Genomic DNA, 24138 nt, shown 5'->3' with positions numbered 1-24138 from the left:
GCTTATTGCGTGACGTAAACCACGCCAAGATCACGCGGGCCGCGATCAGGGTTCAGCCGATCGTCTTTCCAGACATTGGCATAGCCTGCAGGCGGCTCTGCGGAAACAGGCGCAAGATAAGGCGCATTCGATGCGGGAACACTCGTGCCGAACAAACCTTCGGTCGAAGGGTTATAGGACGACTGGCTTGCGCCTTGGGACAGAGCTTGCCCCCCGCGCGGCGACCCACCCCACGGGCTCATCGCCTGAGGTCCGCAGCGCACACCCTCACCGCGAAGATAGGGCGACTGCGGGCAAACGGTAACTGCGGGTTCCGTGCTTCGGGTCGGTGTCGTGACAATCGTCGGCGCGACATAGGTCGGCGCAGTCGTCACCACAGGCGCAGAGACGATGCTCGGCTGCGCGGCGGTGATGGTCGGCACAATGATCTGCGGTGCGGTCACAGTCGGTGCAACGACAGTCGTCCCGATGCTGCCGCCTCCATAGCCCGAGGGGGACAGAACCTGAGGACCGCAGCGAACAGGAAGCCCGTCCGCAGTCGAATAGATCCGTGCGCTCGACCCCATATCCGCGCACATTTCCCTGCGGGTCATGGTCACGGGCGCAGCCGTTGCAACTGCGACAGGCGCGGTCGCGACAACAGGCGCAGGGCCGCAATCGATGGGTTGCCCAGTGCGCGAACCGATCAGGCTGCGCTGGATACCATAGCGACCTGCACAAGCCTCGGCCTTGGTCATCGTGGCGCGGGGCGCTTGGGTGACTTGGGGCGTTGCGATGATCTGGGGCGAAACGATAGCGGTCGTCGCAAGAGAGGCAACCGTGCGGATCGGGTCCTTGTTCGTGACGGGGAAGCTGGAATTCACGGTGCGCGTCGTCGGAATCTCGATCACAACAGGGGCAGTCGGGGTAACAGGCGCGCTCGCCGTGACGGTCGTTGTGGTCTCGGGCGTCGCTTGTGGAATGTTGATAATGAGGTCGCGGTCACTGGCCGACGCTGTCGAAGCTGCAGGTGCCGCCGACCCAAGCGAAGGCTGGAACCCGCATAGAGGCTTGCGGTCTCGCGACACGCGCGGCACCCAATTCACCATGCCGCTGATGCCCGCCCTGATAAAGACGCAGCCCTTGCTGTCGACATATTGGTTGCCGTCGAAACTCGACGGTGGGTATTCCGCCGGTGTCGCCGCATATTGGGCTTGCGCCACTGCGCCGCCCGCTTGGGAGATGAGTGCGACCACCGCCATGGCCACAAATGTTGCTCGCATCGTTCTGCGCCTCTTTTCTATTGGAGGCAGAATGCCAAACAATCACTATCCTGTAAAGCGATTGTCGATACGATATATGGCAAATTCTCCGTTATTTAGTGCCGAACATGCGGTCCCCCGCATCCCCTAGTCCAGGAACGATATAGCCTTTGTCATTGAGATGATCGTCCAGAGACGCGGTGACAATCGGCACATCGGGATGGGCCGCGCGCATGCGTTCTACCCCCTCGGGCGAGGCGAGAAGACACAAGAAGCGGATATTCGTGGCCCCCGCGGCTTTGATCTTGTCGATTGCGGCGACCGAGGAATTGCCCGTGGCCAGCATCGGATCAACCACAATGGTCAGGCGTTCGTCCAATGCATCGGGGACCTTGAAATAATACTCGACAGGCTCCAGCGTCACCTCGTCGCGATACAGGCCGACAAAGCCGACACGCGCTGAGGGGATGAGCTCCAGAATACCATCCAAAAGACCGTTGCCCGCCCGAAGGATGGAAATGAGCGCGAGCTTTTTCCCGTCGATCACAGGCGCATCCATCCGCATGAGCGGCGTCTCGATCTCGCGGGTGGTAAGCGGAAGGCTCCGCGTCACCTCATACGCCAGCAAGAGGCTGATTTCGCGTAGCAATTGCCGAAAGCCCGACGTCGAGCAACCCTTGTCCCGCATGAGCGACAGCTTGTGCTGAACAAGCGGGTGATCGACAATGGTAAGGTGCTCGGTCATAGTCTCTCCTCTATGCGTTTGGCCACGCGGGCGCGGGTCTCGTCATCGCAAAACGCAGCTTCGAGCGCGGTCTTGTTCAGCTCGGCAAAATCGTCCTCGTTCCACTGGAACGTCTTGGCGAGATGCTCGAATTCGGCCGTCATGGTGGTGTGGAAGAAAGGTGGATCATCGGTCGAAACAGTCACTTTCACACCGCGTTCGCGCAGCTTTTCGATGGGATGGGACTGCCACGAGGGGACGGCGTTCAGAAACACGTTCGAGCCTGGACACACCTCGAGAACGATCCCCTGTTCCGCGATCTGATCGACGAGGGCGAGATCCTTGATCGCATTGATGCCATGGCCGATCCGCTCGGGGCGCAGGTCGCGGATCGTGTCCGCCACCATGTCGGGCCCGCCCCATTCTCCTGCGTGGCAGGTGATCCGAAGCCCCGCTTCGCGCGCCATATCAAAGCTATAGGCGAAATCCTTGGGCTTTCCGACAAGCTCGGCACCGGCCATCCCGAAACCGCGGATAAACGGCCCCATCGTCTCGGCTGCACAAAGCGCAGCCTCTTTGGCCTTTTCCGGACCGAAATGTCGAATGCAGGTGATAATCCCGCGCAGGGAGATGCCCAACGTGCGCTCGGCCTGATCCGCAGCCTCGGTGATCGCGGCGAGATATTCGCGCCACGCCCCAAGATCACCACCGCCACAAAAATCGGGCGAAAGGAACGTCTCGGAGTAGACCACCCCATGCGAGGCACTTTCCTCCAGCACCGCGAGGGTCAGGCGATGGAAATCCTCGGGGGTTTGCAGGGTCGTGCAAGCGGCCTCGTAGACCTTGAGGAAATGGTCGAAATCCTCATAGGCAAAGCCACCCTGCTCATCGAATATCTTACTGATATCGATCGATTTTTCCTTGGCCAAACCGCGAATGAACGACGGTGGGGCCGCGCCTTCGAAGTGAAGATGCAGCTCGACCTTGGGATAGGACCTAAGGCTCATATGAAACTTCTCCCTGTTCCACGCGGCGCAATGCCGAGATGCTCGGCAACACTCGCCGCGACATCGACAAAGCCGACGTGTCCAAAATCCCGCACCCCTTTGCCATAGACAAGCACGGGGACGCGCTCGCGGGTGTGATCGGTGCCGATCCACGTCGGATCGTTGCCGTGATCGGCAGTAACGATCAACAAATCATCACTTTGCAAAGAACCGATCAAAGCACCCAGCTCCTTGTCGAACCATTCAAGATGCCGCGCATAGCCCGAAACGTCGCGGCGATGGCCGTATTCACTGTCGAATTCGACAAAATTGGCAAAGACAAACGAACCGTCCTCGGCCTCGCGGGCAAAATCCGAAAGATGCCGCATCAACTCGACATCCCGACCTTTGCGCACCTCTTTGATCCCGCGCATCGAGAAAATGTCGCCGATCTTTCCAACGGCATAGACCGAACGTCCCGCTTCGGCGGCCCAATCACAGAGCGTGGGCGCAGGGGGGGCGATGGCAAAATCCTTGCGGTTGGCGGTGCGTTTGAAATCGTCGGGACCGCTGCCCAGAAACGGGCGCGCGATCACACGGCCAAGGTTCATCTTGTGCAGGGTGGGCGCGATGTCCTTGCAAAGCGTGAGCAAACGCTCCAGCCCAAAGGTTTCCTCGTGCGCTGCAATCTGAAGGACGCTGTCCACCGAAGTGTAACAGATCGGTCGGCCGCTTTGCATGTGCTCTTGGCCGAAGGTCTTGAGCACTTCGGTGCCCGAGGCGTGACAATTGCCAAGGATGCCGTCCGTTCCCGCAAAAGCGCAGATCTGCGCCACAATGTCGGGCGGAAAGGAATTCGTCTTGTCGGGGAAAACATGCCAGTCCCACGGCACAGGCACTCCGGCAAGCTCCCAGTGACCCGAAGGGGTGTCTTTGCCTTTCGAGATTTCGGTCGCAACCGCAGCCCCGCCGATTTGGGGCACATGGCCAATCGGCGCGTCAAATCCGCTTGCCGCGCGCATGGCCTTCACCAGACCGAGCGAGGCCATGACAGGAACGGCAAGAGGACCCGAACGCCCCTCTTCTGCTCGGCCAGAAGCGCAGGCTTCGGCGATATGGCCGAGCGTATTTGCGCCGGTATCGGGCCGACCGTCATTAAAGAACTGATCCGCGTCGGGTGCACCGCCGATGCCGACCGAGTCTATGACAACCACAAACGCCCGCGCCATCAGTCGATCCTTTTCATGACGAGCGGCGTGATCTCGGGCACGTCCCCGATGGTAAAGGCCGCTTCGATCATCTCTGCGACCGCTTGGGCGGTTGTGTCGTCTGCGGCATGCACGATGCACAAAGGATCGCCCTTTTGCACAGGAGTGCCCTTGGGCGCGACACGATCCAGACCCGTGCGCGGGTCGATCTCGTCGGTTTCCTTGCGGCGACCGCCGCCAAGCGCGATCACGGCAAGCCCGAGTGCCTCGCCGTCGATCTCGCGGACATACCCCGCACCTTTGGCCTCGATGACCAAGGTTGCGGGCGCTTTGGGCAAATCGGTGCGCCATGACATGTCGAAATGCTTCGGGCCACCCATTTCGGCAACCATCTTGGCGAAATGCGCCATGGCCTCACCCGAGAGGATCGCCTCGTTCACCATCTCCTCGCCCTCACCCTCTGCCCAGCCCGCAAGCGCAAGGAGCCGCCCTCCGAGCGCAACGGTCAGATCGAACAGACGCGGTGCAGCGAGACGGTCTCCTTCGAGAAGCCGCATCACGGTCGCAACCTCGAGCGCATTTCCAAGCGTCGGGGCAAGCGGTTCGGTCATATCGGTCACAAAGGCCGCCGTTTTGCACCCTGCGCCCTTGGCGGTCGAGACAAGCGACTGCGCCAAAGCCTCGGCCTCGTCTTGGGTTTTCATGAAAGCGCCCGAGCCACATTTGACATCGAGAACAAGCCCTTCCAGACCTGCCGCCAGTTTCTTGGAGAGGATCGACGCGGTAATCAGGTCGATGCTTTCCACGCAAGCCGACACATCGCGGATCGCATAAAGTCGCTTGTCCGCAGGAGCGATTTCGCCCGTTGCGCCGACAATGGCACAGCCGACTTCGCGGGTAATCCGCTTGAGTTCGCTTTCGCTGATTTTGGCGTTCAGACCTGGGATGGCTTCCATTTTATCCAGAGTGCCGCCCGTATGGCCAAGCCCGCGCCCCGAGATCATCGGGACATAAACGCCGCAAGCTGCAAGCGCGGGGGCAAGAAGCAGCGAAACCGTATCACCGACCCCGCCCGTAGAATGTTTATCAAGAACCGGACCCGGAAGATCCCATTCGAGCACCTGCCCGCTGTCGCGCATCGCAAGGGTCAGAGCGACCTTTGACGGTTCGGTCAGGCCGTTGAGTAGAACAGCCATGGCAAAAGCCGCCGCTTGGGCATCCGTCACATCACCGTTGGCCAGACCCCGCGCATACCAACGCAATTCCTGCTCGGTCGGGGAAACACCCTCGCGGACTTTGGCGTTGATCGAACGGGCATCCATCAGGTGCGGCTCATGTGGTCTTGGCTGAACACACCCGGAAGAAGCGCGCCCACCGTTGTTTCCTGCAAAAGTCCGTCGGTCGTGGCGAGCGTGACCTTTACATCCGCCGAAGCGAATTCCGCCAGTTTCTGGCGACAGCCGCCGCAGGGAGAGACAGGCTCGGGACTGTCCGCGATGACGGCGACCTCTGCGATGCGGGTCTGACCCGCCGCGCACATGGCGGCTATCGCCCCCGCTTCGGCACAGGTGCCTTCGGGATAGGCGACGTTTTCGACATTGACCCCGACAAAGACCGACCCGTCGATGGTGCGCAGGGCGGCACCGACTTTGAACTTGGAATAGGGCGCATAGGCGTTCTCGCGCACCTTGCGCGCGTCATCGACCAAAGACATTGAAGCCACCTCTTTTAACCAGATGATCAAATATTTGCAGCCGCGCCGCGAGGGATGCAAGGGAAATGCGTTTTCATTTGGTAGCGCTAACTCCGCGTAATCGCGGAAATGACCCTAGGAAACCAATCAAAAATGGGCTAATGGGGAATTAGTTTAACACTAAACTATCTTTGCAAGGACATACTATGACCGATGATAGCCGCGATCTTCAGCGTCAGGCCGCACTCGATTATCACAAGTTTCCCAAACCGGGTAAGCTTGAAATCCGCGCCACCAAGCCGCTCGCCAACGGTCGCGACCTGTCCCGCGCCTATTCACCGGGCGTTGCCGAAGCCTGTCTCGAGATCAAAGCCAATGCCGATACGGCGCGCGACTATACCGCGCGCGGCAACCTCGTTGCGGTCGTCTCGAACGGAACGGCGGTTCTAGGTCTGGGAAACATCGGTGCTCTTGCCTCCAAGCCCGTGATGGAAGGCAAGGCGGTTCTTTTCAAGAAATTCGCCAATATCGATTGTTTCGACATCGAGTTGAACGAGCCCGACCCCTATAAGCTTGCCGATATCGTCTGCGCGCTGGAGCCGACCTTCGGCGCGATCAACCTCGAGGACATCAAGGCACCCGACTGCTTTATCGTCGAACAGATTTGCCGCGAGCGGATGGGCATTCCCGTGTTCCACGACGACCAACACGGCACCGCCATCGTCGTCGGGGCAGCCGCGACCAACGCGCTCCACGTCGCAGGCAAAAAGTTCGAAGACATCAAAGTCGTCTCGACCGGTGGCGGCGCAGCGGGCATCGCCTGCCTCAATATGCTGCTCAAGCTTGGGGTGAAGCGCGAGAATGTTTGGCTCTGTGACATCGCGGGTCTCGTCTATGAGGGCCGCACCGAAGAGATGACACCGCAAAAGGCGGAATACGCCCAGAAGTCCGACTTGCGCACGCTTGCCGATGTGATCGAGGGCGCAGATCTTTTCCTCGGGCTGTCTGGTCCCGGTGTTCTCAAACCCGAAATGGCCGCAAAGATGGCCGATCGCCCGATCATCTTTGCTCTTGCGAACCCCACGCCTGAAATCCTCCCCGAAGCGCTGAACGAGGTTGCGCCCGACGCGATCATGGCGACGGGCCGTTCGGATTATCCGAACCAGGTGAACAACGTCCTCTGCTTCCCGTTCATTTTCCGAGGCGCGCTCGACGTCGGTGCGACCGAAATCAACGACGAGATGAAAATCGCCTGTATCGAAGGGATTGCCGCCCTCGCCCGCGCGACAACCTCTGCCGAAGCCGCAGCGGCCTATCACGGCGAACAGCTCACCTTTGGCCGCGATTATCTCATCCCCAAGCCGTTCGACCCGCGCCTGATGGGCGTTGTCGCCTCGGCTGTGGCCAAGGCCGCGATGGAAACGGGTGTCGCAACGCGCCCGCTCGAAGACCTCAACGCCTATAAGCAAAAGCTCGACAGCTCGGTCTTCAAGTCCGCGCTGCTGATGCGCCCCGTGTTCGAGGCCGCACGCACCGCGGAGCGCAAGATCGTCTTTGCCGAAGGCGAGGATGAACGCGTCCTTCGTGCCGCCCAAGCCATCATGGAAGAGACCACGGATCTTCCGATCCTGATCGGCCGCCCCGAGGTCATCGAGCTGCGCTGCGAACGCGCAGGCCTGAGCATTCGCCCCGGCAAGGACTTCCAGATCGTAAACCCCGAGAACGATCCGCGGTATCGCGATTACTGGGGCACCTATCACGAGCTGATGGCCCGTCAGGGCGTCACTCCCGATCTGGCCAAGGCGATCATGCGCACCAACACAACCGCCATCGGTGCGGTCATGGTCCATCGCGGCGAGGCGGACAGCCTCATCTGCGGCACCTTCGGTCAGTTCCTCTGGCACCTCAACTATGTCAATCAGGTGCTGGGACGTGATGGTCTCCACCCTGTCGGCGCTTTGTCGATGATGATCCTTGAAGATGGGCCGCTCTTTATCGCCGACACACAGGTTCACCCCGAACCGACCCCCGAGCAAATCGCGGAGAGCGTCATCGGCGCAGCACGTCACGTCAAACGCTTCGGCCTCGTTCCCAATATCGCGCTTTGCTCGCATTCGCAGTTCGGCAACCTCGACACGGACTCGGGCCGCCGTATGCGGGCGGCTCTGGCGATCCTCGACAGTGCCCCGCGTGACTTCTGCTACGAAGGCGAAATGCACATCGATGCCGCCTTTGACGTCGAGCTGCGCAACCGCATCTTCCCGCAGTCGCGCATGACAGGTCCCGCCAACGTTCTGGTGTTCGCCAATACCGATGCCGCATCGGGCGTGCGCAACATCCTCAAGACCAAAGGCGGCGGCCTTGAAGTGGGCCCGATCCTTATGGGGATGGGCAATAAGGCGCATATCGTGACGCCTTCGATCACACCCCGCGGTCTCTTGAACATGGCCGCCATCGCAGGCACGCCTGTGACAACCTATGGCTAAGGCAATCGCGGCGCGGGTCAGACCTCTACGGTAAATGCGTTGCGGAAAGCGGCCAAGGCGGCCTCGGGGTCGCCTTTGGCAAAGGCTTCCATGCCGACGGGGCCGCGATAGCCCATGTCGTAGATCGCGCGGGCAATGTTCGGGTAATGCATCTCGCCTGTGCCGGGCTCAAAGCGGCCGGGATTGTCGGCAACCTGATATTCACCGACCCACGGCATGCAGGCCTCGGCCCAGCGGATCACGTCGCCCTCGCCGATCTGGGTATGATAAAGGTCCAGATTGATGCGTAGCTGCGGTCGGTTCACCGCCGATACGAGCGACAGAACATCGGCGGTCGAGCCGAACGGGCAGCCGGGGTGATCGACGGGATTGAGGTTCTCGAGCGTGAAGACCACGTCCAGTTCCTCGGCCATGTCGCAAATCCGGTGGAGCGTTTCGCGGGCACGAAGCTCCATCCCCGGCGCAAAGGCCGAAAGCTGCGGGATCGGAAGGCCGAAGTCTCCGAGACCCGTGCCGTGAAGGTTCAGGCGATCAACGCCCAGACGCTTGCCGACCAGTGCGGTTTCGCGGGCCGAAGCGAGCAGCATATCCGCGCCTTCCTTGTCGGACAGACGTCCAACGAGGTAACCGTTCATGATCGTGTAATGCGCACCGACCTTTTCAAGCTTGGCCAGATCGTGGTTCGGCCAATTCCAAAGGCCGACACCAAAGCCCATCTCGGTGAGCTTTGCGGCCCGCCATTCGATGGGCTTGTCCTGCCAGAGCATTTCGGCGCAAGCGGCAAGGGGAAAGGTATAACTCATAGTCAGATCTCGATCAGAACGCGGCCACTGTCCACCTTGACGGCGTAGGTGTGCAGGTTTTCGCAGGCGGGCGGGGTTTCGACCTCAGCTGTCTTGCAGTCAAAGATCGACGAGTGCTTGGGGCACGCTATCGTCGCTTCGACCATGAGACCATCCACAAGATGCAGACCATCGGTGCAATAGTAATTGTCCTCATAGTCGCGGATGATCGCCAAAGTCCGACCGTTGTGATCGAAGCGATTTTGTCACTCTTGGCGTTGATCCAATCGGATCAAAAAACGCCACGCGAGGGAGGCTCTACGCGGATTCGCAAAGCAATAGGGAAATTTTGCAAACTGTGCGTTGAATATTCAGAGAATAGCTAATTTACGCTAAGTTTGCAAAAATTTGCAGATAGCTGACCCACTATTCTGCAAATTTTCCGCGCCAATCTGACGCGCTGAACATCAAGGAACTTGTCCAGTGACGAGTGCATCCTCTAACACTTGAGCCAAGTGAGAGGAGAACCACCTATGACGTATAAAGAGGTCTACGAGAGCTGGAAGGCCGATCCGGAGGCATTCTGGATGGAGGCTGCCGAAGCCATCGACTGGGTCGAAAAACCCAGCAAGGCACTGTTTGACGAACATGCACCGATTTACGAGTGGTTTTCCGATGGCAAGCTGAACGCCTGTTACAATGCGGTCGACCGTCATGTCGAAAACGGTCGCGGCGAGCAGGCGGCGATCATCCACGACAGCCCGATCACCAAATCCAAGCACATCATCACCTATAGCGAGCTTCAGGCGCGCGTGGCTTCGCTTGCGGGCGCGCTGCGGGCCAAGGGTATCGAAAAAGGCGACCGCGTCATCATCTATATGCCGATGGTGCCCGAAGCATTGGAAGCGATGCTGGCCTGCGCCCGTATCGGTGCGATCCACTCGGTCGTGTTCGGCGGCTTTGCGGCCAACGAGCTTGCCGTGCGGATCGACGATGCAACCCCCAAGGCGATCATTGCAGGGTCTTGCGGGCTCGAACCGAACCGCGTGGTGCATTACAAGCCGCTGCTGGACGGTGCCATCGAGCTTGCCAAGCACAAGCCCGACTTCTGCGTCATTTTCCAGCGCGAGCAGGAAGTCGCCAAGCTGATCGAAGGGCGCGACTATGACTGGCACGGGTTCCAGGCGGATGTCGAGCCTGCAGAATGTGTGCCTGTCGAAGGCAACCACCCTGCCTATATCCTCTACACCTCGGGCACCACGGGTCAGCCCAAGGGCGTTGTGCGTCATACCGCAGGTCACTGCGTTGCGCTGCATTGGACGATGAAGAACGTCTATAACGTGAACCCCGGCGAGGTCTTCTGGGCGGCTTCCGATGTGGGCTGGGTCGTGGGGCACTCCTATATCACCTACGCCCCGCTTCTGAACGGCAACTCGACCATCGTCTTCGAAGGCAAACCCGTCGGCACCCCTGACGCCGGCACCTTCTGGCGCATCATCGAAGAATACGAGGTGCGCGCCTTCTTTACCGCCCCGACTGCCTTCCGCGCCGTGAAGCGCGAGGACCCCAAGGGCGAGTTCATCACGAAATACGATTTGTCCAAGCTGCGCACGGTTTATCTTGCGGGCGAGCGGGCCGATCCCGATACGATCATCTGGGCGCAAGAAAAGCTGAAAAAGCCGATCATCGACCATTGGTGGCAGACCGAGCTTGGCTATCCTGCGGTGTGCAACCCCGTCGGGATCGAGCTTTTGCCGGTCAAAATCGGATCGCCTTCGGTGTCGATGCCCGGCTATGACTTCAAAGTCGTCGATGAAACCGGCAAGGAACTTCCCCGCGGGGAACTTGGCGCGATCGTGACGCCGCTTCCGCTGCCTCCCGGCACCTTCCCGACGCTCTGGAATGCAGAAGATCGCTTCCGTAAATCCTATCTCAACAACTTCCCCGGTTATTACGAGACAGGGGATGCGGGTATCATCGACGAAGACGGTTATCTTTACATCATGGCCCGCACCGATGACGTGATCAACGTCGCGGGCCACCGTCTCTCGACGGGCGCGATGGAGGAAGTGCTTGCCTCGCACCCCGATGTTGCCGAATGCGCTGTGATCGGCGTTTCGGACGAGCTCAAAGGCCAGATGCCGCTTGGCTTTCTTTGCCTGAACAAGGGATGCAACCGCCCCCATGACGAGATCGTCAAAGAGGTGGTCAAGCTGGTGCGTGACAAGATTGGCCCCGTGGCCGCCTTCAAGCTTGCCGTTGTCGTCGACCGCCTCCCCAAGACGCGCTCGGGCAAGATCCTGCGTGCGACGATGGTCAAGATCGCCGACAGCCAAGAGTTCAAGATGCCCGCCACCATCGACGATCCTGCGATCCTTGATGAGATCCGCGAGGCGCTCAAACCTTTGGGTTATGCCAAATAAACAGAAACGGGCGGCAGGTGATCCTGCCGCCCGAATTCTTTGTAAAACAATAATTTAGTGCTTCAAAGACTCGGCGAATTCATCAACTTGGGCTTCGGCCTTGTCCTTGGCGATCCCGTATTTCAGCTGGATCTTGCCGATGAGCACGTCACGGTTGCCCTCGGCCTCGGCGATTTCGTCGTCGGTCAAATCGCCCCACTTGGCTTTGACGGTGCCGGTGAGCTGCTTCCAATTTCCTTCGATACGATTCCAGTCCATCATAATCTCCTTCTTCTTAATGCCGCCATCACTGGCGCTGTGATGAGACAACGCAGAAGAAACGGACGGGTTCCGAAATTAAGCAAGAAGGGCGAGCGAGACGAGAGAAAGGACCGATGTCCAGATGATCACGGGCGCGATCTGGTCGGTTCTGACGCCGTGCAACATGGCAAGCGCAAAGGCCATGGCGCCCGACGGTCCCGCCGATGTCAGAAGCACCAGATCATTCCACTCCTGCGGCCGCGTCCCGAGACGAAGCAAGAGCCAGACCACCAGCGGAAAGACCAGAATTTTGATCCCCGAAACCGTGAGGATCGTCGCGCTCGGCTTCATGGCATGGCCCGACAGGATCACACCCAGAGCAAAGAGCGTCAAAGGCGCGGCGGCGGCCCCTGCGAATTTCATCCCCGTCAGGATCGGTTCGGGCGTCGCGATGCCCAGCGCATTCGTGACCGCGCCGAGCAGGATCGCGATCAGCACGGGATTGCTCCCTACGCGCTTTAGGGACTGGAGCGCCGTTGCCTCGCGGTTCATCATAAGATCGGTTGTGACGATGAAGAAGGCGAACGAGAACGCAGAGTCCCATGCCACGATCCCCGTGATCGGAAGCACCGCCCCTGCCCCATAGATCAGGAACGAGATCGGCCAGACATAAAGCAACGTGTTCACAAAGATCGTCGCCATCGAAAGGAGCCAAGCTTCGGGCGTTTCGCGTTTGAAAACGCGGGTGGCAACGACAAAGGTAAGAACGAAGACGGCCACTTGCCCCAGCGCATAGAGGCCCAAAGCGTCAAGCCTGAACTCTTCCCAATGAAGACCGTTGATCAGCGGAAAGATGAGCGCGGGTTGAAGGACGAGAAAGGCCACACGGTTCACCGCCGCCGCCTCTTGGCGCGACACTTTCCCCAAGCGCCCGAGCAAAAAGCCGAGCGCAAGCATCGAAAAGACGGGGAGAATGTTGTGCGTGAGAACGTGAAGCATTGCGAACCTTGAACCGCTTATGCGCTTTCAAAGCATGCCCCGACTGGTATCACAAGTGCCTTAGACGAACTGTTCCTGCAACAGACGCTCTTCAAGCCCATGACCGGGATCAAAGAGAATGCGGTGGGTGATGTCCTTACGGCTCTCGATCTCGACCTTGACCACATTGCGGACCGAACGGCTGTCGGCATCGGCCATCACGGGCCGTTTGGCGGGGTCGATCACGTCAAAGACGACCTTGGCCGATTTAGGCAAGAGCGCGCCGCGCCAACGGCGGGGGCGGAATGCAGCCATTGCGGTCAGCGCGAGCACATCCGACCCGATCGGAAGGATCGGACCATGGGCCGAGTAGTTGTATGCGGTCGAGCCCGCAGGCGTCGCCACAAGAGCCCCGTCGCACACCAGCTCGGAGAGCCGCAAGCGGCCATCCACCGAGATACGCAGCTTGGCGGCCTGAGGACCCGCGCGCAGGAGGCTGACTTCGTTGATCGCCAAAGCCTCGTGCCGCGTCCCGTCGGTGGTATAGGCCACCATGGACAGGGGGTTGATCACCTCTTCTTCGGCGGCAGCGAGACGAAAAAGAAGATCGTCCTCGTGATATTCGTTCATCAAGAAGCCGACCGTGCCGCGGTTCATCCCATAGACGGGCGCAGGGAGCGCTTGGGTCGCATGAAGCGTCTGGAGCATGAAGCCGTCGCCGCCGAGCGCGACGATCACTTTGGCCTCTTCGAGCGGAACAGTGCCGTAGCGCTCGGTCAAAATCGCCGAGGCCTCTTGCGCGGCGGGCGCCTCGCTGGCGACAAAAGCGATCTTTTCCATGGGTCTAACTCCCCTGTGTTCCGATGCATGTGTAACAGCTTGGAGCAAACATTGAACACACGAAATCCGATCCCTTTTGTGACGATGGATGGAAATTTGTGCGGATAAGAACGAGGTTTTCCCAATTCACTTCGTTTTCATGAAGATTATGACGTTTTCTAGGGTTTATCCCGAAGCGAGTTGCCCATAATCAGGCGCAAACCAAACCCCTCAGCCAGAGGAATTCCAATGACTGCTACCGATTCCGGTTTCTTCACCGAAAGCCTTGAAACCCGCGATCCCGAGATCTTTGGCGCAATCCGCCAAGAGCTTGGCCGTCAGCGCCACGAGATCGAACTGATCGCGTCCGAAAACATCGTCTCTGCTGCCGTAATGGAAGCGCAGGGGTCGGTGATGACCAACAAATACGCAGAAGGCTATCCAGGCCGTCGCTACTATGGTGGCTGCCAGTTCGTGGACATCGCAGAAGATCTTGCGATCAACCGCGCCAAGGAACTCTTCGGTTGTGAATTCGCCAACGTACAGCCCAACTCGGGCTCGCAGGCGAACCAGGGTGTTTATACCGCGCTTCTCCAGCCCGGCGACACGATCCTCGGCATGAGCCTCGATGCGGGCGGCCACCTGACCCACGGTGCCAAGCCGAACCAGTCGGGCAAATGGTTCAACGCGATCCAGTATGGCGTGCGCAAGCAGGACAGCCAGATCGACTATGACCAGATCCAGGCGCTGGCCACCGAGCACAAGCCCAAGATGCTCATCGCGGGCGGCTCGGCCATTCCCCGTATCATCGACTTCCCCAAGATGCGCGAAATCGCGGATTCGGTCGGCGCGATCCTTTTGGTGGATATGGCTCACTTTGCGGGTCTCGTGGCTGCGGGCATCTACCCCTCGCCCTTCCCCTATGCGCATGTTGCCACCACCACCACGCACAAGACCCTTCGCGGTCCGCGCGGCGGCATGATCCTCACCAACGACGAGGACATCGCGAAAAAGATCAACTCGGCGATTTTCCCCGGCATTCAGGGCGGCCCGCTCATGCATGTCATCGCAGGCAAAGCCGTTGCGTTCGGCGAAGCGCTGCGTCCCGAGTTCAAATCCTATCAGAAGCAGGTCGTCGCCAACGCTCAGGCGCTTGCAGATCAGCTGATGAAGGGCGGTCTTGATATCGTCACCGGCGGCACCGACAGCCACGTGATGCTCGTCGACCTGCGCCCCAAAGGCGTCAAGGGCAACGACACCGAAAAGGCTCTGGGCCGTGCGCATATCACCTGCAACAAGAACGGCATTCCCTTCGATCCCGAAAAGCCGACCGTGACCTCGGGCGTTCGCCTCGGCACCCCTGCCGGAACCACCCGCGGGTTCGGCGAGGCCGAGTTCCGCCAGATCGCCGACTGGATCGTCGAAGTTGTTGACGGTCTTGCCGCCAACGGCGCAGACGGCAACGCCGAGATCGAAGCCAAGGTCCGTGCAGAAGTCGAAGCGCTCTGCGAAAAGTTCCCGCTCTACCCGAACCTCTAAGAGCAGCAACACACTAACGTTTAAGGGGGCTGACAGGCCCCCTTTTTCTATTTATGGCTGCACTATGCAGACAAGAACGCTCGAGAGGCGATTGGGCGACTGGCTCCGCGCCAAACTCCCGACCCCGATTACCGAATTCGTCATGTTCGTCGTCAAGATGGGCTGGGCCACGCTCTTTGGCGGTCTGCTTCTCGTCGGGATGATCGTCTCGAGCAAAATCTGGCAAGCCGATTGGCCGATTGCACGATACGACGCTCTGGTCGCCTATGCGTTGACGCTCCAGATCCTTTTCCTCGTTTTCAAGCTGGAGACCTTCTCGGAAGCCAAGGTGATCTTGTTGTTCCACCTTACAGGCACCATCATGGAGGTGTTCAAACTCCATATGGGGAGTTGGGATTACCCCGGAGCGGGCGTTCTCAAAATCGCGGGCGTGCCGCTCTTTTCGGGATTCATGTATGCGTCGGTGGGGAGCTTTATGGCGCGTGCCATCCGGCTCTTTGATATGCGTTTTGCACCCTTTCCGCCCTATGCGCTGACGCTCCTTTTTGCGGGGGTGATCTACCTCAACTTCTTTACCCACCACTTCATACCCGATCTGCGGATCGGTATTTTCCTCTGCTCCCTCCTTCTCTTCTGGCGCACGCGGATCTGGTTCGAGATCGGGCGCTGGTATTGGATGCCCCTTCCGCTTGCGGCTTTTCTGTCCTCATTCTTTCTCTGGATCGCCGAGAACGTGGGGACGGCCACGCAGACATGGCTTTATAACGGCCAATCCGCATCCGATCTGGTGAATTTCTCGAAGATGGGATCGTGGTATATGCTGCTCTATGTGGCGTTCGGCACTGTGACGCTTGTTCTGCGCGAACCATTGTCAAAAGGTCCGATCGACCCGAACAGACCCGCAGGCTGACCTTGCCGCCCAGAGGCGTCGCGCTAACTCTCTCCTTGCCAAGTCAGAGGGGAAGACGTGATCAACGTTGTCTGGTTCAAGCGGGATCTCAGGATCGAGGATCACCGGCCTTTGTTCAATGCGGCCGAGCGGGGCGCGGTGCTTCCCGTCTATATCGTCGAGCCCGAATATTGGCGGCTTGAAGACAGTTCCGCGCGTCAATGGGACTTTGTCCGCGACTGCCTGAGCGAGCTGCAAACAGCCCTGCGTGCAAGAGGCTCCGAGCTTTTCGTCCTGCAAATGGACGCAGTTGACGCGCTTGACCTCATCCACGCGCGGTTCGGTGGCGTCACCCTTTGGAGCCATGAGGAAACGGGCAACGCTTGGACCTATGCGCGCGACAAACGCGTGGCCGCCTGGACCAAAGGGCACCAAACCCCGTGGAATGAAATCACCCAGACCGGAGTGGTCAGACGGCTTGGGTCGCGTAACGGCTGGGCCAGCCACTGGGACCGCGTGATGGCCGAACCGATCACGCCCGCACCCAAGCGCCTCTCCACGCCGCAGTGTGACCTTCCCACCCATATTCCAAACGGGCGCGAACTTGGGCTCGCCTCCGATCCCTGCCCCGAACGTCAGAGCGGTGGGCGACAGGTCGCGCTCCGCACGCTGGACAGCTTCCTTCACGTGCGCGGGCGCAACTACCGTTTCGAGATGTCGAGCCCCGTCACTGCCTTTGACGCAAGCTCGCGGATTTCGCCGCATTTGACATGGGGCACGCTTTCGATGCGCGAGGCCGCGCAGGCTACATGGCGGAGGCTCAACGAATTAGAGCCGGGCCCCGCGACCAAGGCATGGCGGAACTCTCTGACCTCTTTTTCAGGTCGCTTGCACTGGCATTGCCATTTTATCCAGAAACTCGAAGACGATCCCGCCATCGAGTTTGCCAACATGCATTCGGCCTATGACGGGCTGAGACCCGAAACGGGCGACCCCGAACGACTTGCCGCGTTTATGGAGGGGCGAACGGGTTATCCCTTTGCCGATGCGTGCCTACGCGCCCTCGACCGACACGGTTGGCTCAATTTCCGCATGAGAGCGATGCTCATGTCGTTTGCGAGCTATCACCTTTGGCTGCCATGGCGGGAAAGCGGGCTTTTCCTTGCCCGCCGCTTTGTGGACTATGAACCCGGCATCCATTGGCCACAGGTGCAGATGCAGTCCGGCACAACGGGAATGAACACCGTCCGCATCTATAACCCGATCAAACAGAGCTATGACCACGACCCGCAGGGGGTTTTTATCCGCCGCTACGTTCCCGAACTTGACCGCGTGCCCGATGCCTTTGTGCACGAGCCGTGGAAATGGGGGGAACGGACGTCCTATCCCGTGCCCATCGTGGATCACTCCGCTGCGACCAAAGCGGCACGCGACGCGGTCTATGCGATCCGCAAGGCATCAAGGCACTCCGAGGAAACCGCGCGGGTCATCGCCAAGCACGCCAGCCGCAAATCGACTCCCCGCCGCAAGCCCTCCAAATCGGCAGACCCTTTGCAGCTTTCGCTCAAGTTCTAGACGAGATCACGCCAGACCATGACGCCGACCACCCCCGCGCCCGTCATGAGCACATAAAGCGCGATCAGAGCGGCAAGGTTCAAAAGACGGTTCTTGCGCTCTTGCGCGGGATCGAGATCGGCCAGATAGGCCGAGATTGCGCGGACTGCCCCCTGAAACCGCGTTTCACTGACCATGATGGCAAGATGGGGGTTCCGGGTCATGTAATCGGCCTGAAGGATGAACTCCACATCCTTGCGCAGACGCCGCGGGAGCCGATAACGTGCCTTTGACAGACGGTCGCGCAAATGTCCCGTCCTGAGGCGAAGCTTCTCCTCAAGCAGGCTCTCGAGCGGAATCAGATCGTTTTCGTAACTGGCGCGTTGCATGCGCCCAGATATCCTATCGGCGGTGATCCGCTCAAACCCTCTGGCTCCTTTTGCCGCTTATGACTATGGAGTGATGTATGTTGAACACGATCCGCCACGGCACCCCGACAGACCGACCGAACCTCCTGATTGCACATGGGCTTTTCGGTTCAGCCCGCAATTGGGGCGTGATTGCCAAGCGGCTTTCGGACGAGCGCGAGGTTGTCTGTGTGGACATGCGCAACCACGGCTCAAGCCCTTGGAAAGATACGCATTCCTATCCCGAACTCGGGGACGATCTGGCGGATGTGATCGACGGGCAATGGGATGTGGTCGGCCACTCGATGGGCGGCAAGGCGTCGATGCTCCTTGCGCTCCGTCATCCTGATAAAGTGCGCAAACTGGTGGTCGCGGATATCGCGCCCGTGGCCTACACCCACACGCAAACGGGCAATATCGACGCCATGCGCGCTGTCGATCTTTCCCGCGTGCAGAGCCGCTCGGACGCTGCCGAACAGCTTGAGCACCTTGGACCGGGGTTGCGGGATTTCTTTCTCCAGTCGCTCGATCTCAAGGAAAAGCGCTGGAAGCTGAACTTCGACGTGCTCGAGGCCGAGATGGACAAGATCGTCGGCTTTCCCGAGGTGACGGGCCAGTTCTCAGGACCGACGCTGTTTCTATCGGGGGCCGAGTCCGACTATGTCAAACCCGAATATCGCGCGCGGATCAAAGAGCTTTTCCCGAACAGCTATTTTGCGAAAATTCCGGGGACGGGCCATTGGCTCCATGCGGAAAAGCCCCGCGAATTCGAAGCCTCGGTGCGCAATTTCCTCAACGCCTAAAAGACCACCGACGAATAGACGGCCAAGCTGCTGAGCGTGGCGATCAAGGCGAGATAGATAACGGACAATCGGGTCATGGTAGCCTCCTGGTCTTGCAGGAGTGATACGCAGCACGCGGCATGTTCCGTCGCCTAGGCGGTCACGATCTTTTTCGCGACAATGAGCGAGGCAGGCACCGCCAGGAGAGCGCCAATCGCCGCCGCCGCCAAAATCGGCTCCAATGTGACCATCCCCATCGTCAGAGCCGCCACTACAAACGACCCCGCAAGCGTCGTCGCAATAAGGGAAAACAGAACAGTCGCAAGTCGAAGCATAGGCCTTCCTCCTCTACCGATTACCCTCAGTAGATCAGAGAACGGCAAAGAAGGGATTGATTTGAGTCAATCAGAGCTGAGCGAAGCCGAACAAGTGCAATAACTTGAATGGACCTAACTGGTTGGCTGGCCGTTCCCAAAGGCACTCTCTTCGATCGAATGCGGTTTGATCGCAGGACCACCTTTGTAATATGTGTCGGCAGGATTTTCGAGCGAGACGGTGTGATCTCTAATCCATAGTCCGTACTTTGCATTCGCCTTGGAGTAGCCGAGGATTGGACTGTAGACCCCCTTCGCCTCGTTCGCGTGAATCAGACCTTTTTCTTCATAGATGTAGATATACTTGTTGCGATCCAGAAGTTGGACAATCAAGGCTCGCATCTGGTTCTTGAGCATGTCGTTGCCGGGATAGAGCCAGGGTATACGGATCGTGATATCTTTCATCATTTGCGGATAGAAGTCTGCCGACTTTTGGGTATCCATATTGATAATTCGAACGTTCGAAGTCGTGGTATTCACAACGCGAACAATGTCGGTTGCGCTAAAGAACTCAGCATTCATTTCGTCTGACATTTCGTTCCCCAGTTCAAGATAAAGTGCAGCATTTCACCGCTTTCGGTGTTTTCTTTTAGCTACAACGTTCACCCCAATAGGCGGTCAGTCAACGATAATTTTCTCGTTAAAGTTACAAATCCGACAGCTTACCTCATCCCACTTCAAAAGATACTTAGGCCCAAACAAAAAGCCCCGCGTCTGCGGGGCTTTGTTTTAGTTGTCCATCTTGAGGGCCGAGATAAAGGCCTCTTGCGGGATTTCCACTTTGCCGAACTGGCGCATCTTTTTCTTACCCGCCTTCTGCTTGTCGAGCAGCTTGCGCTTTCGGGTGGCGTCGCCGCCGTAGCATTTGGCGGTCACGTCCTTGCGCAGGGCCGAAAGGGTCTCGCGGGCGATGACCTTGGCGCCGATGGCCGCCTGGATCGGGATTTTGAACATGTGGCGGGGGATGAGGTCCTTGAGCTTTTCGCACATGGCGCGGCCACGCATTTCGGCGCGGTCACGGTGCACCAGCATCGAGAGTGCATCCACAGGTTCGTCGTTCACAAGGATCGACATTTTGACGAGGTTATCCTCGCGGTAGCCCGTCACCGCATAGTCGAAGGACGCATAGCCCTTGGTCACGGATTTCAGGCGGTCGTAGAAGTCGAACACCACTTCGTTGAGCGGAAGGTCATATTCCACCATGGCGCGGGACACCCCTGCATAGGCAAGGTTGAGCTGCACGCCGCGGCGATCCTGACAGAGTTTGAGCACATCGCCGAGATATTCGTCGGGCACCATGATGGTGGCCTTGATGCGCGGCTCTTCGATGTGGTCGATGGTGGTCACTTCGGGCATGTCGGCGGGGTTGTGAAGCTCTTTAACTTCGCCCGACTTCATGTGGAGGTGATAGACCACCGAAGGCGCAGTGGTGATCAGGTCGATGTTGTATTCACGCTCGATGCGGTCGCGGATCACCTCGAGGTGCAAAAGACCGAGGAAGCCGCAGCGGAACCCGAAGCCGAGTGCGGCAGAGGTTTCCATCTCGAAGGAGAAGGAGGCATCGTTGAGCGCGAGTTTCTCGATGGCATCGCGCAGGTCCTCGAACTCGGAGCTGTCGACGGGGAAGAGGCCGCAGAACACAACGGGCTGGGACGGCTTGAAGCCGGGAAGCGCGACTTCGGCGCCCTTTTTCTCGCTGGTGATGGTGTCACCGACGCGGGTGTCACGCACCTGTTTGATCGAAGCGGTGAGAAAGCCGATTTCGCCCGGCCCGAGTTCCTCGACGGGGAGCATGCCGGGTTTGAAGACGCCGATGCGGTCCACATGGTGCACGGTGCCGTTCGACATAAAGCGGACGCGGTCGTTTTTCTTGAGCACGCCGTCGACGATGCGGACAAGCACGACAACGCCGAGATAGGCGTCATACCACGAGTCGACGAGCATCGCCTTGAGCGGTGCGTCACGCTCGCCCTTGGGGGCAGGAAGGCGGTGCACGATGGCTTCGAGCGTTTCCTTGATGCCGATACCCGACTTGGCCGAGACCTGAAGCGCGTTGGAGGCGTCGATACCGATCACATCCTCGATCTGGGCGGCCACGCGTGCGCAGTCGGCGGCAGGAAGGTCGATCTTGTTCAGAACGGGCACAATCTCGTGGTCAGCTTCGATCGCTTGATAGACGTTGGCGAGGGTCTGCGCTTCGACACCTTGGGTCGAGTCCACAACAAGAAGCGAGCCTTCGACCGCGCGCATGGAGCGCGACACTTCGTAGGCAAAGTCAACGTGTCCGGGAGTGTCGATCAGGTTGAGAACATAGGTCTCGCCATTATCCGCCTTGTAATCAATGCGGACGGTGTTCGCCTTGATCGTGATGCCGCGCTCGCGCTCGATGTCCATTGAGTCGAGAAGCTGGGCCTTCATATCGCGGTCGGCGACGGTGGCTGTGGACTGGATCAGACGGTCTGCCAGAGTGGATTTACCGTGGTCGATGTGCGCCACGATGGAAAAGTTCCGGATATGCGTAAGATCAGTCATTAACAGCAGCCCAAGAGCGAGAGTTTCAACGGCTGTCTATGTAGGGGAAACTGTTATTTTGCAAGTAGCAGAGCGCTCTTTCGCAGCGTTGTGAGGAAATGAGTGAGGGGATGCGCCTTGGCGCTTGTCCTTGCTCTCGCTAGAACAGCGGTCCGAGCAGAATCAAGGGGGGCCGAATGGCACAGGACACCGCACGTCGCATCGCACTCACGATTGCAGGGGAAATCGGCGCAAGGGGCGATCAGGTCGCAGCGGCGGTTGCTCTTTTGGACGAAGGCGCGACGGTGCCCTTTATCGCCCGCTATCGCAAAGAGGTGACGGGCGGGCTTGATGATACCCAGCTTCGCACGCTGGCCGACCGTCTCGGCTATCTGCGCGAACTCGAGGCACGGCGGGCTTCGATCCTCAAGGAAATCGGGGAGCAAGGAAAGCTCACCCCCGAACTTGAAAAATCCATCGTCGACGCCGAAACCAAGGCCACACTCGAAGATATCTACCTTCCCTACAAGCCCAAGCGCCGCACCCGCGCCACCATCGCACGCGAGGCAGGTCTCCAGCCTTTGGTCGATGCGATTTTGGCGGATCGGGGTGCCGACCCCGAGGTCTTGGCCGAGGGGTTCAAATGCGAAGCCTTTGCAGAAGCCAAAGACGTGCTCAATGGTGCGCGCGACATCATTGCAGAGGGGCTTGGCGAGAATGCCGAGCTTTTGGGTAAGCTGCGCAGCTACATGCAGGGCGCCGCAGTCCTCACCTCGACCGTGATCAGTGGCCAAGAGGAAAAGGGCGCAAAGTTCTCGGATTATTTTGCGCACGTCGAGAAATGGGCCAATGTCCCCAGCCACCGCGCGCTTGCCATGCTTCGTGCGTCGAACGAAGGGGTGGTCAGCCTTGATATCGCGCCGCCCGCCGAAGTCGGGGCAGAGGAAGCCGAAACGATGGTCCGCGCTGCGCTTGGTGTTCGCACGCAGGGCGCAGCCGATCTCTGGCTTGCCAAGGTCGCAGGCTGGACATGGCGCACCAAAATGTCGCTGACCATGATGCTCGACCTTATGACCGAGATGCGCAAACGCGCGCAGGAAGAGGCGATTGCCGTCTTTGCACGAAACCTCAAGGATCTACTGCTTGCTGCGCCTGCGGGTGCGCGCGCCACCATCGGGCTTGATCCAGGCATTCGCACTGGGGTCAAAGTGGCGGTCGTTGATGCGACCGGCAAGGTGCTTGAGACCGCGACGGTCTATCCGTTCCAACCCAAGATGGACCTTCGAGGTGCACAAGCAACGATTGCCGCTCTGATCAAACGGCATAATGTCGAGCTGATCGCCATCGGCAACGGCACCGCAAGCCGCGAGACGGAAAAGATGGTCGCCGACCTTTTGGCCCAGATCCCTGCGCCGAAACCCACCAAAGTCATCGTTTCCGAAGCGGGTGCCTCGGTCTATTCGGCTTCGGAACTTGCCGCCCGCGAATTCCCCGATCTGGACGTCTCCTTGCGCGGCGCGGTGTCGATTGCCCGCCGTCTTCAGGACCCGCTCGCCGAACTGGTCAAGATCGAACCCAAGTCGATCGGCGTGGGCCAATACCAGCATGACGTGGACCAGTTCCGCCTTGGCAAGTCGCTTGAAGCGGTGGTCGAAGACGCCGTGAACGCGGTCGGTGTCGATCTCAACATGGCCTCTGCCCCGCTTTTGGCTCAGGTCTCGGGTCTGGGTCAGTCGCTCGCCGAAGCCATTGTCGAATACCGCAATGCAAACGGTGCTTTTGCCACGCGCAAGGATCTCCTCTCGGTGCCGCGTCTTGGTCCCCGTGCGTTTGAACAGGCAGCGGGCTTCTTGCGGATTACGGACGGCGCAGAGCCGCTCGACGCCTCGGCCGTTCACCCCGAAGCCTATGATGTCGCTCGTAAAATCGTGGCGGCCTGCGGGCGCGATCTGCGCGAAGTGATGAAAGACCCCAAGCTCCTCGCCCGACTTGCTCCCGAAGAGTTCGTCACCGAGAAATTCGGGCTTCCGACGGTTCAGGATATTTTCTCGGAACTCGAGAAACCGGGACGTGATCCGCGTCCGACCTTCAAGACCGCGACCTTTACCGATGGGGTCGAGGACATCAAAGACCTCAAGGTCGGGATGAGCCTTGAAGGGACCGTGACCAACGTCGCGGCCTTTGGTGCATTCGTTGACATCGGCGTGCATCAGGACGGACTTGTCCACGTGAGCCAGCTTGCCGACCGTTTCGTCAAAGACCCGCACGAGGTCGTCAAAGCGGGCGACGTGGTGCGCGTCCGCGTGACCGAGGTCGATGTGCCGCGCAAGCGTATCGGTCTGACCATGCGCAAGGACGGCGGCGGCGAAAAGGCCCCCAAACAAGAGCGGGACAAACCGCTTCGTTCGAACGCCCCGCGTTCGGCAGCGCCGCAGAAAAAGAGCACCGAGACGACGGGAAGCTTCGGCTCGGCGCTCCTTGATGCGATGAAGAAGCGCTAGG

Annotated in this window: 21 protein-coding genes and 1 pseudogene; 7 read left to right on the top strand and 15 right to left on the bottom strand. The window is 59.4% G+C overall.

Translation table 11 applies throughout. From position 1 onward, the window contains the following. Positions 1-2: 2 nt before the first annotated feature. The 6 genes from QQG91_RS03235 to QQG91_RS03210 all read right to left on the bottom strand — a co-directional run bounded on the left by QQG91_RS03235 (position 3) and on the right by QQG91_RS03210 (position 5873). On the bottom strand, positions 3-1262 hold the full coding sequence (locus QQG91_RS03235) for a hypothetical protein (protein WP_285771548.1): 1260 nt from the start codon (positions 1260-1262) through the stop codon (positions 3-5). Between the two features lie 91 nt (positions 1263-1353). Next, positions 1354-1986, bottom strand: coding sequence for a uracil phosphoribosyltransferase (gene upp, locus QQG91_RS03230; protein ID WP_285771547.1), 633 nt, complete (start codon positions 1984-1986; stop codon positions 1354-1356). Then, positions 1983-2972 carry an adenosine deaminase gene (locus QQG91_RS03225; RefSeq protein ID WP_285771546.1) on the bottom strand — a complete coding sequence of 330 codons (990 nt, stop codon included), beginning with the start codon at positions 2970-2972 and terminating at the stop codon, positions 1983-1985. The genes upp and QQG91_RS03225 overlap by 4 nt, the downstream gene beginning before the upstream one ends. Beyond that, entirely contained in the window at positions 2969-4180 is a 1212-nt protein-coding gene (locus QQG91_RS03220; RefSeq protein ID WP_285771545.1) for a phosphopentomutase, read from the bottom strand. The genes QQG91_RS03225 and QQG91_RS03220 overlap by 4 nt, the downstream gene beginning before the upstream one ends. Next, complete coding sequence (locus tag QQG91_RS03215) at positions 4180-5481, bottom strand: thymidine phosphorylase (RefSeq protein WP_285771544.1); 1302 nt, start codon at positions 5479-5481, stop codon at positions 4180-4182. Before QQG91_RS03215 ends, QQG91_RS03220 begins: the two co-directional genes overlap by 1 nt. Further along, complete coding sequence (locus QQG91_RS03210) at positions 5481-5873, bottom strand: cytidine deaminase (protein WP_285771543.1); 393 nt, start codon at positions 5871-5873, stop codon at positions 5481-5483. Before QQG91_RS03210 ends, QQG91_RS03215 begins: the two co-directional genes overlap by 1 nt. Before the next feature lie 185 nt (positions 5874-6058). On the opposite strand from QQG91_RS03210, the gene QQG91_RS03205 reads away from it, so the two are divergent. Next, positions 6059-8338: an NADP-dependent malic enzyme gene (locus QQG91_RS03205; protein ID WP_285771542.1), complete on the top strand. Its 2280-nt coding sequence runs from the start codon at positions 6059-6061 to the stop codon at positions 8336-8338. Between the two features lie 17 nt (positions 8339-8355). Here the strand turns inward: QQG91_RS03205 and QQG91_RS03200 are convergent, their stop codons facing one another. Then, entirely contained in the window at positions 8356-9141 is a 786-nt protein-coding gene (locus QQG91_RS03200) for a TIM barrel protein (RefSeq protein WP_285771541.1), read from the bottom strand. A 2-nt stretch (positions 9142-9143) separates the two neighbouring features. Further along, positions 9144-9365, bottom strand: a pseudogene (locus QQG91_RS03195) (Rieske 2Fe-2S domain-containing protein); the annotation flags it as partial. 288 nt (positions 9366-9653) lie between these two features. Here QQG91_RS03195 and QQG91_RS03190 point away from each other — a divergent pair. Continuing rightward, positions 9654-11543, top strand: a complete 1890-nt coding sequence (locus QQG91_RS03190; protein WP_285771540.1) for a propionyl-CoA synthetase — start codon at positions 9654-9656, stop codon at positions 11541-11543. A gap of 54 nt (positions 11544-11597) precedes the next feature. On the opposite strand, the gene QQG91_RS03185 is transcribed toward QQG91_RS03190, so the two are convergent. From QQG91_RS03185 to QQG91_RS03175, 3 genes are all read right to left on the bottom strand, one after another. Then, positions 11598-11801 carry a CsbD family protein gene (locus QQG91_RS03185; RefSeq protein ID WP_285771539.1) on the bottom strand — a complete coding sequence of 68 codons (204 nt, stop codon included), beginning with the start codon at positions 11799-11801 and terminating at the stop codon, positions 11598-11600. A gap of 78 nt (positions 11802-11879) precedes the next feature. Continuing rightward, a complete protein-coding gene (locus QQG91_RS03180) occupies positions 11880-12782 on the bottom strand; it encodes an AEC family transporter (protein ID WP_285771538.1) in 903 nt (300 codons plus the stop codon). A gap of 60 nt (positions 12783-12842) precedes the next feature. Then, the gene (locus QQG91_RS03175; RefSeq protein ID WP_285771537.1) at positions 12843-13601 is read right to left on the bottom strand and encodes an NAD kinase; all 759 of its coding nucleotides are present in this window, start codon (positions 13599-13601) and stop codon (positions 12843-12845) included. Positions 13602-13829: 228 nt separating this feature from the next. Between QQG91_RS03175 and glyA the strand changes: the two genes are divergently transcribed. From glyA to QQG91_RS03160, 3 genes are all read left to right on the top strand, one after another. Next, positions 13830-15119, top strand: a complete 1290-nt coding sequence (gene glyA / locus QQG91_RS03170; RefSeq protein ID WP_285771536.1) for a serine hydroxymethyltransferase — start codon at positions 13830-13832, stop codon at positions 15117-15119. Between the two features lie 64 nt (positions 15120-15183). Further along, positions 15184-16029 (top strand): DUF817 domain-containing protein, encoded by an 846-nt coding sequence (locus QQG91_RS03165; protein WP_285771535.1) that lies wholly within the window; start codon positions 15184-15186, stop codon positions 16027-16029. Between the two features lie 57 nt (positions 16030-16086). Next, complete coding sequence (locus QQG91_RS03160) at positions 16087-17583, top strand: FAD-binding domain-containing protein (protein WP_285771534.1); 1497 nt, start codon at positions 16087-16089, stop codon at positions 17581-17583. Here QQG91_RS03160 and QQG91_RS03155 read toward each other — a convergent pair. Next, positions 17580-17951 carry a hypothetical protein gene (locus QQG91_RS03155; protein WP_285771533.1) on the bottom strand — a complete coding sequence of 124 codons (372 nt, stop codon included), beginning with the start codon at positions 17949-17951 and terminating at the stop codon, positions 17580-17582. The genes QQG91_RS03160 and QQG91_RS03155 overlap by 4 nt on opposite strands. A gap of 77 nt (positions 17952-18028) precedes the next feature. On the opposite strand from QQG91_RS03155, the gene QQG91_RS03150 reads away from it, so the two are divergent. After that, entirely contained in the window at positions 18029-18772 is a 744-nt protein-coding gene (locus tag QQG91_RS03150) for an alpha/beta fold hydrolase (protein ID WP_285771532.1), read from the top strand. A gap of 131 nt (positions 18773-18903) precedes the next feature. Here the strand turns inward: QQG91_RS03150 and QQG91_RS03145 are convergent, their stop codons facing one another. The 3 genes from QQG91_RS03145 to lepA form a co-directional block, all read right to left on the bottom strand. Then, positions 18904-19086 (bottom strand): CTP synthetase, encoded by a 183-nt coding sequence (locus QQG91_RS03145; RefSeq protein WP_285771531.1) that lies wholly within the window; start codon positions 19084-19086, stop codon positions 18904-18906. A 114-nt stretch (positions 19087-19200) separates the two neighbouring features. Continuing rightward, positions 19201-19659 (bottom strand): hypothetical protein, encoded by a 459-nt coding sequence (locus QQG91_RS03140; protein ID WP_285771530.1) that lies wholly within the window; start codon positions 19657-19659, stop codon positions 19201-19203. Between the two features lie 195 nt (positions 19660-19854). Continuing rightward, positions 19855-21657 (bottom strand): translation elongation factor 4, encoded by a 1803-nt coding sequence (gene lepA / locus QQG91_RS03135; RefSeq protein ID WP_285771529.1) that lies wholly within the window; start codon positions 21655-21657, stop codon positions 19855-19857. Between the two features lie 176 nt (positions 21658-21833). On the opposite strand from lepA, the gene QQG91_RS03130 reads away from it, so the two are divergent. Further along, the gene (locus QQG91_RS03130; protein WP_285771528.1) at positions 21834-24137 is read left to right on the top strand and encodes a Tex family protein; all 2304 of its coding nucleotides are present in this window, start codon (positions 21834-21836) and stop codon (positions 24135-24137) included. The last annotated feature ends 1 nt before the right edge of the window (position 24138 follow it).

The sequence above is a fragment of the Marivivens sp. LCG002 genome, from assembly GCF_030264275.1.
Lineage (GTDB): Bacteria > Pseudomonadota > Alphaproteobacteria > Rhodobacterales > Rhodobacteraceae > Marivivens.
This window is presented reverse-complemented; position numbering and strand designations above follow the sequence as displayed.

Coding starts and splice junctions, on each gene's coding strand:
- QQG91_RS03235 (WP_285771548.1), bottom strand. CDS start 1,262: ATGCGAGCAACATTTGTGGCCATGGCGGTGGTCGCACTCATCTCCCAA.
- upp (WP_285771547.1), bottom strand. CDS start 1,986: ATGACCGAGCACCTTACCATTGTCGATCACCCGCTTGTTCAGCACAAG.
- QQG91_RS03225 (WP_285771546.1), bottom strand. CDS start 2,972: ATGAGCCTTAGGTCCTATCCCAAGGTCGAGCTGCATCTTCACTTCGAA.
- QQG91_RS03220 (WP_285771545.1), bottom strand. CDS start 4,180: ATGGCGCGGGCGTTTGTGGTTGTCATAGACTCGGTCGGCATCGGCGGT.
- QQG91_RS03215 (WP_285771544.1), bottom strand. CDS start 5,481: ATGGATGCCCGTTCGATCAACGCCAAAGTCCGCGAGGGTGTTTCCCCG.
- QQG91_RS03210 (WP_285771543.1), bottom strand. CDS start 5,873: ATGTCTTTGGTCGATGACGCGCGCAAGGTGCGCGAGAACGCCTATGCG.
- QQG91_RS03205 (WP_285771542.1), top strand. CDS start 6,059: ATGACCGATGATAGCCGCGATCTTCAGCGTCAGGCCGCACTCGATTAT.
- QQG91_RS03200 (WP_285771541.1), bottom strand. CDS start 9,141: ATGAGTTATACCTTTCCCCTTGCCGCTTGCGCCGAAATGCTCTGGCAG.
- QQG91_RS03190 (WP_285771540.1), top strand. CDS start 9,654: ATGACGTATAAAGAGGTCTACGAGAGCTGGAAGGCCGATCCGGAGGCA.
- QQG91_RS03185 (WP_285771539.1), bottom strand. CDS start 11,801: ATGGACTGGAATCGTATCGAAGGAAATTGGAAGCAGCTCACCGGCACC.
- QQG91_RS03180 (WP_285771538.1), bottom strand. CDS start 12,782: ATGCTTCACGTTCTCACGCACAACATTCTCCCCGTCTTTTCGATGCTT.
- QQG91_RS03175 (WP_285771537.1), bottom strand. CDS start 13,601: ATGGAAAAGATCGCTTTTGTCGCCAGCGAGGCGCCCGCCGCGCAAGAG.
- glyA (WP_285771536.1), top strand. CDS start 13,830: ATGACTGCTACCGATTCCGGTTTCTTCACCGAAAGCCTTGAAACCCGC.
- QQG91_RS03165 (WP_285771535.1), top strand. CDS start 15,184: ATGCAGACAAGAACGCTCGAGAGGCGATTGGGCGACTGGCTCCGCGCC.
- QQG91_RS03155 (WP_285771533.1), bottom strand. CDS start 17,951: ATGCAACGCGCCAGTTACGAAAACGATCTGATTCCGCTCGAGAGCCTG.
- QQG91_RS03150 (WP_285771532.1), top strand. CDS start 18,029: ATGTTGAACACGATCCGCCACGGCACCCCGACAGACCGACCGAACCTC.
- QQG91_RS03145 (WP_285771531.1), bottom strand. CDS start 19,086: ATGCTTCGACTTGCGACTGTTCTGTTTTCCCTTATTGCGACGACGCTT.
- QQG91_RS03140 (WP_285771530.1), bottom strand. CDS start 19,659: ATGTCAGACGAAATGAATGCTGAGTTCTTTAGCGCAACCGACATTGTT.
- lepA (WP_285771529.1), bottom strand. CDS start 21,657: ATGACTGATCTTACGCATATCCGGAACTTTTCCATCGTGGCGCACATC.
- QQG91_RS03130 (WP_285771528.1), top strand. CDS start 21,834: ATGGCACAGGACACCGCACGTCGCATCGCACTCACGATTGCAGGGGAA.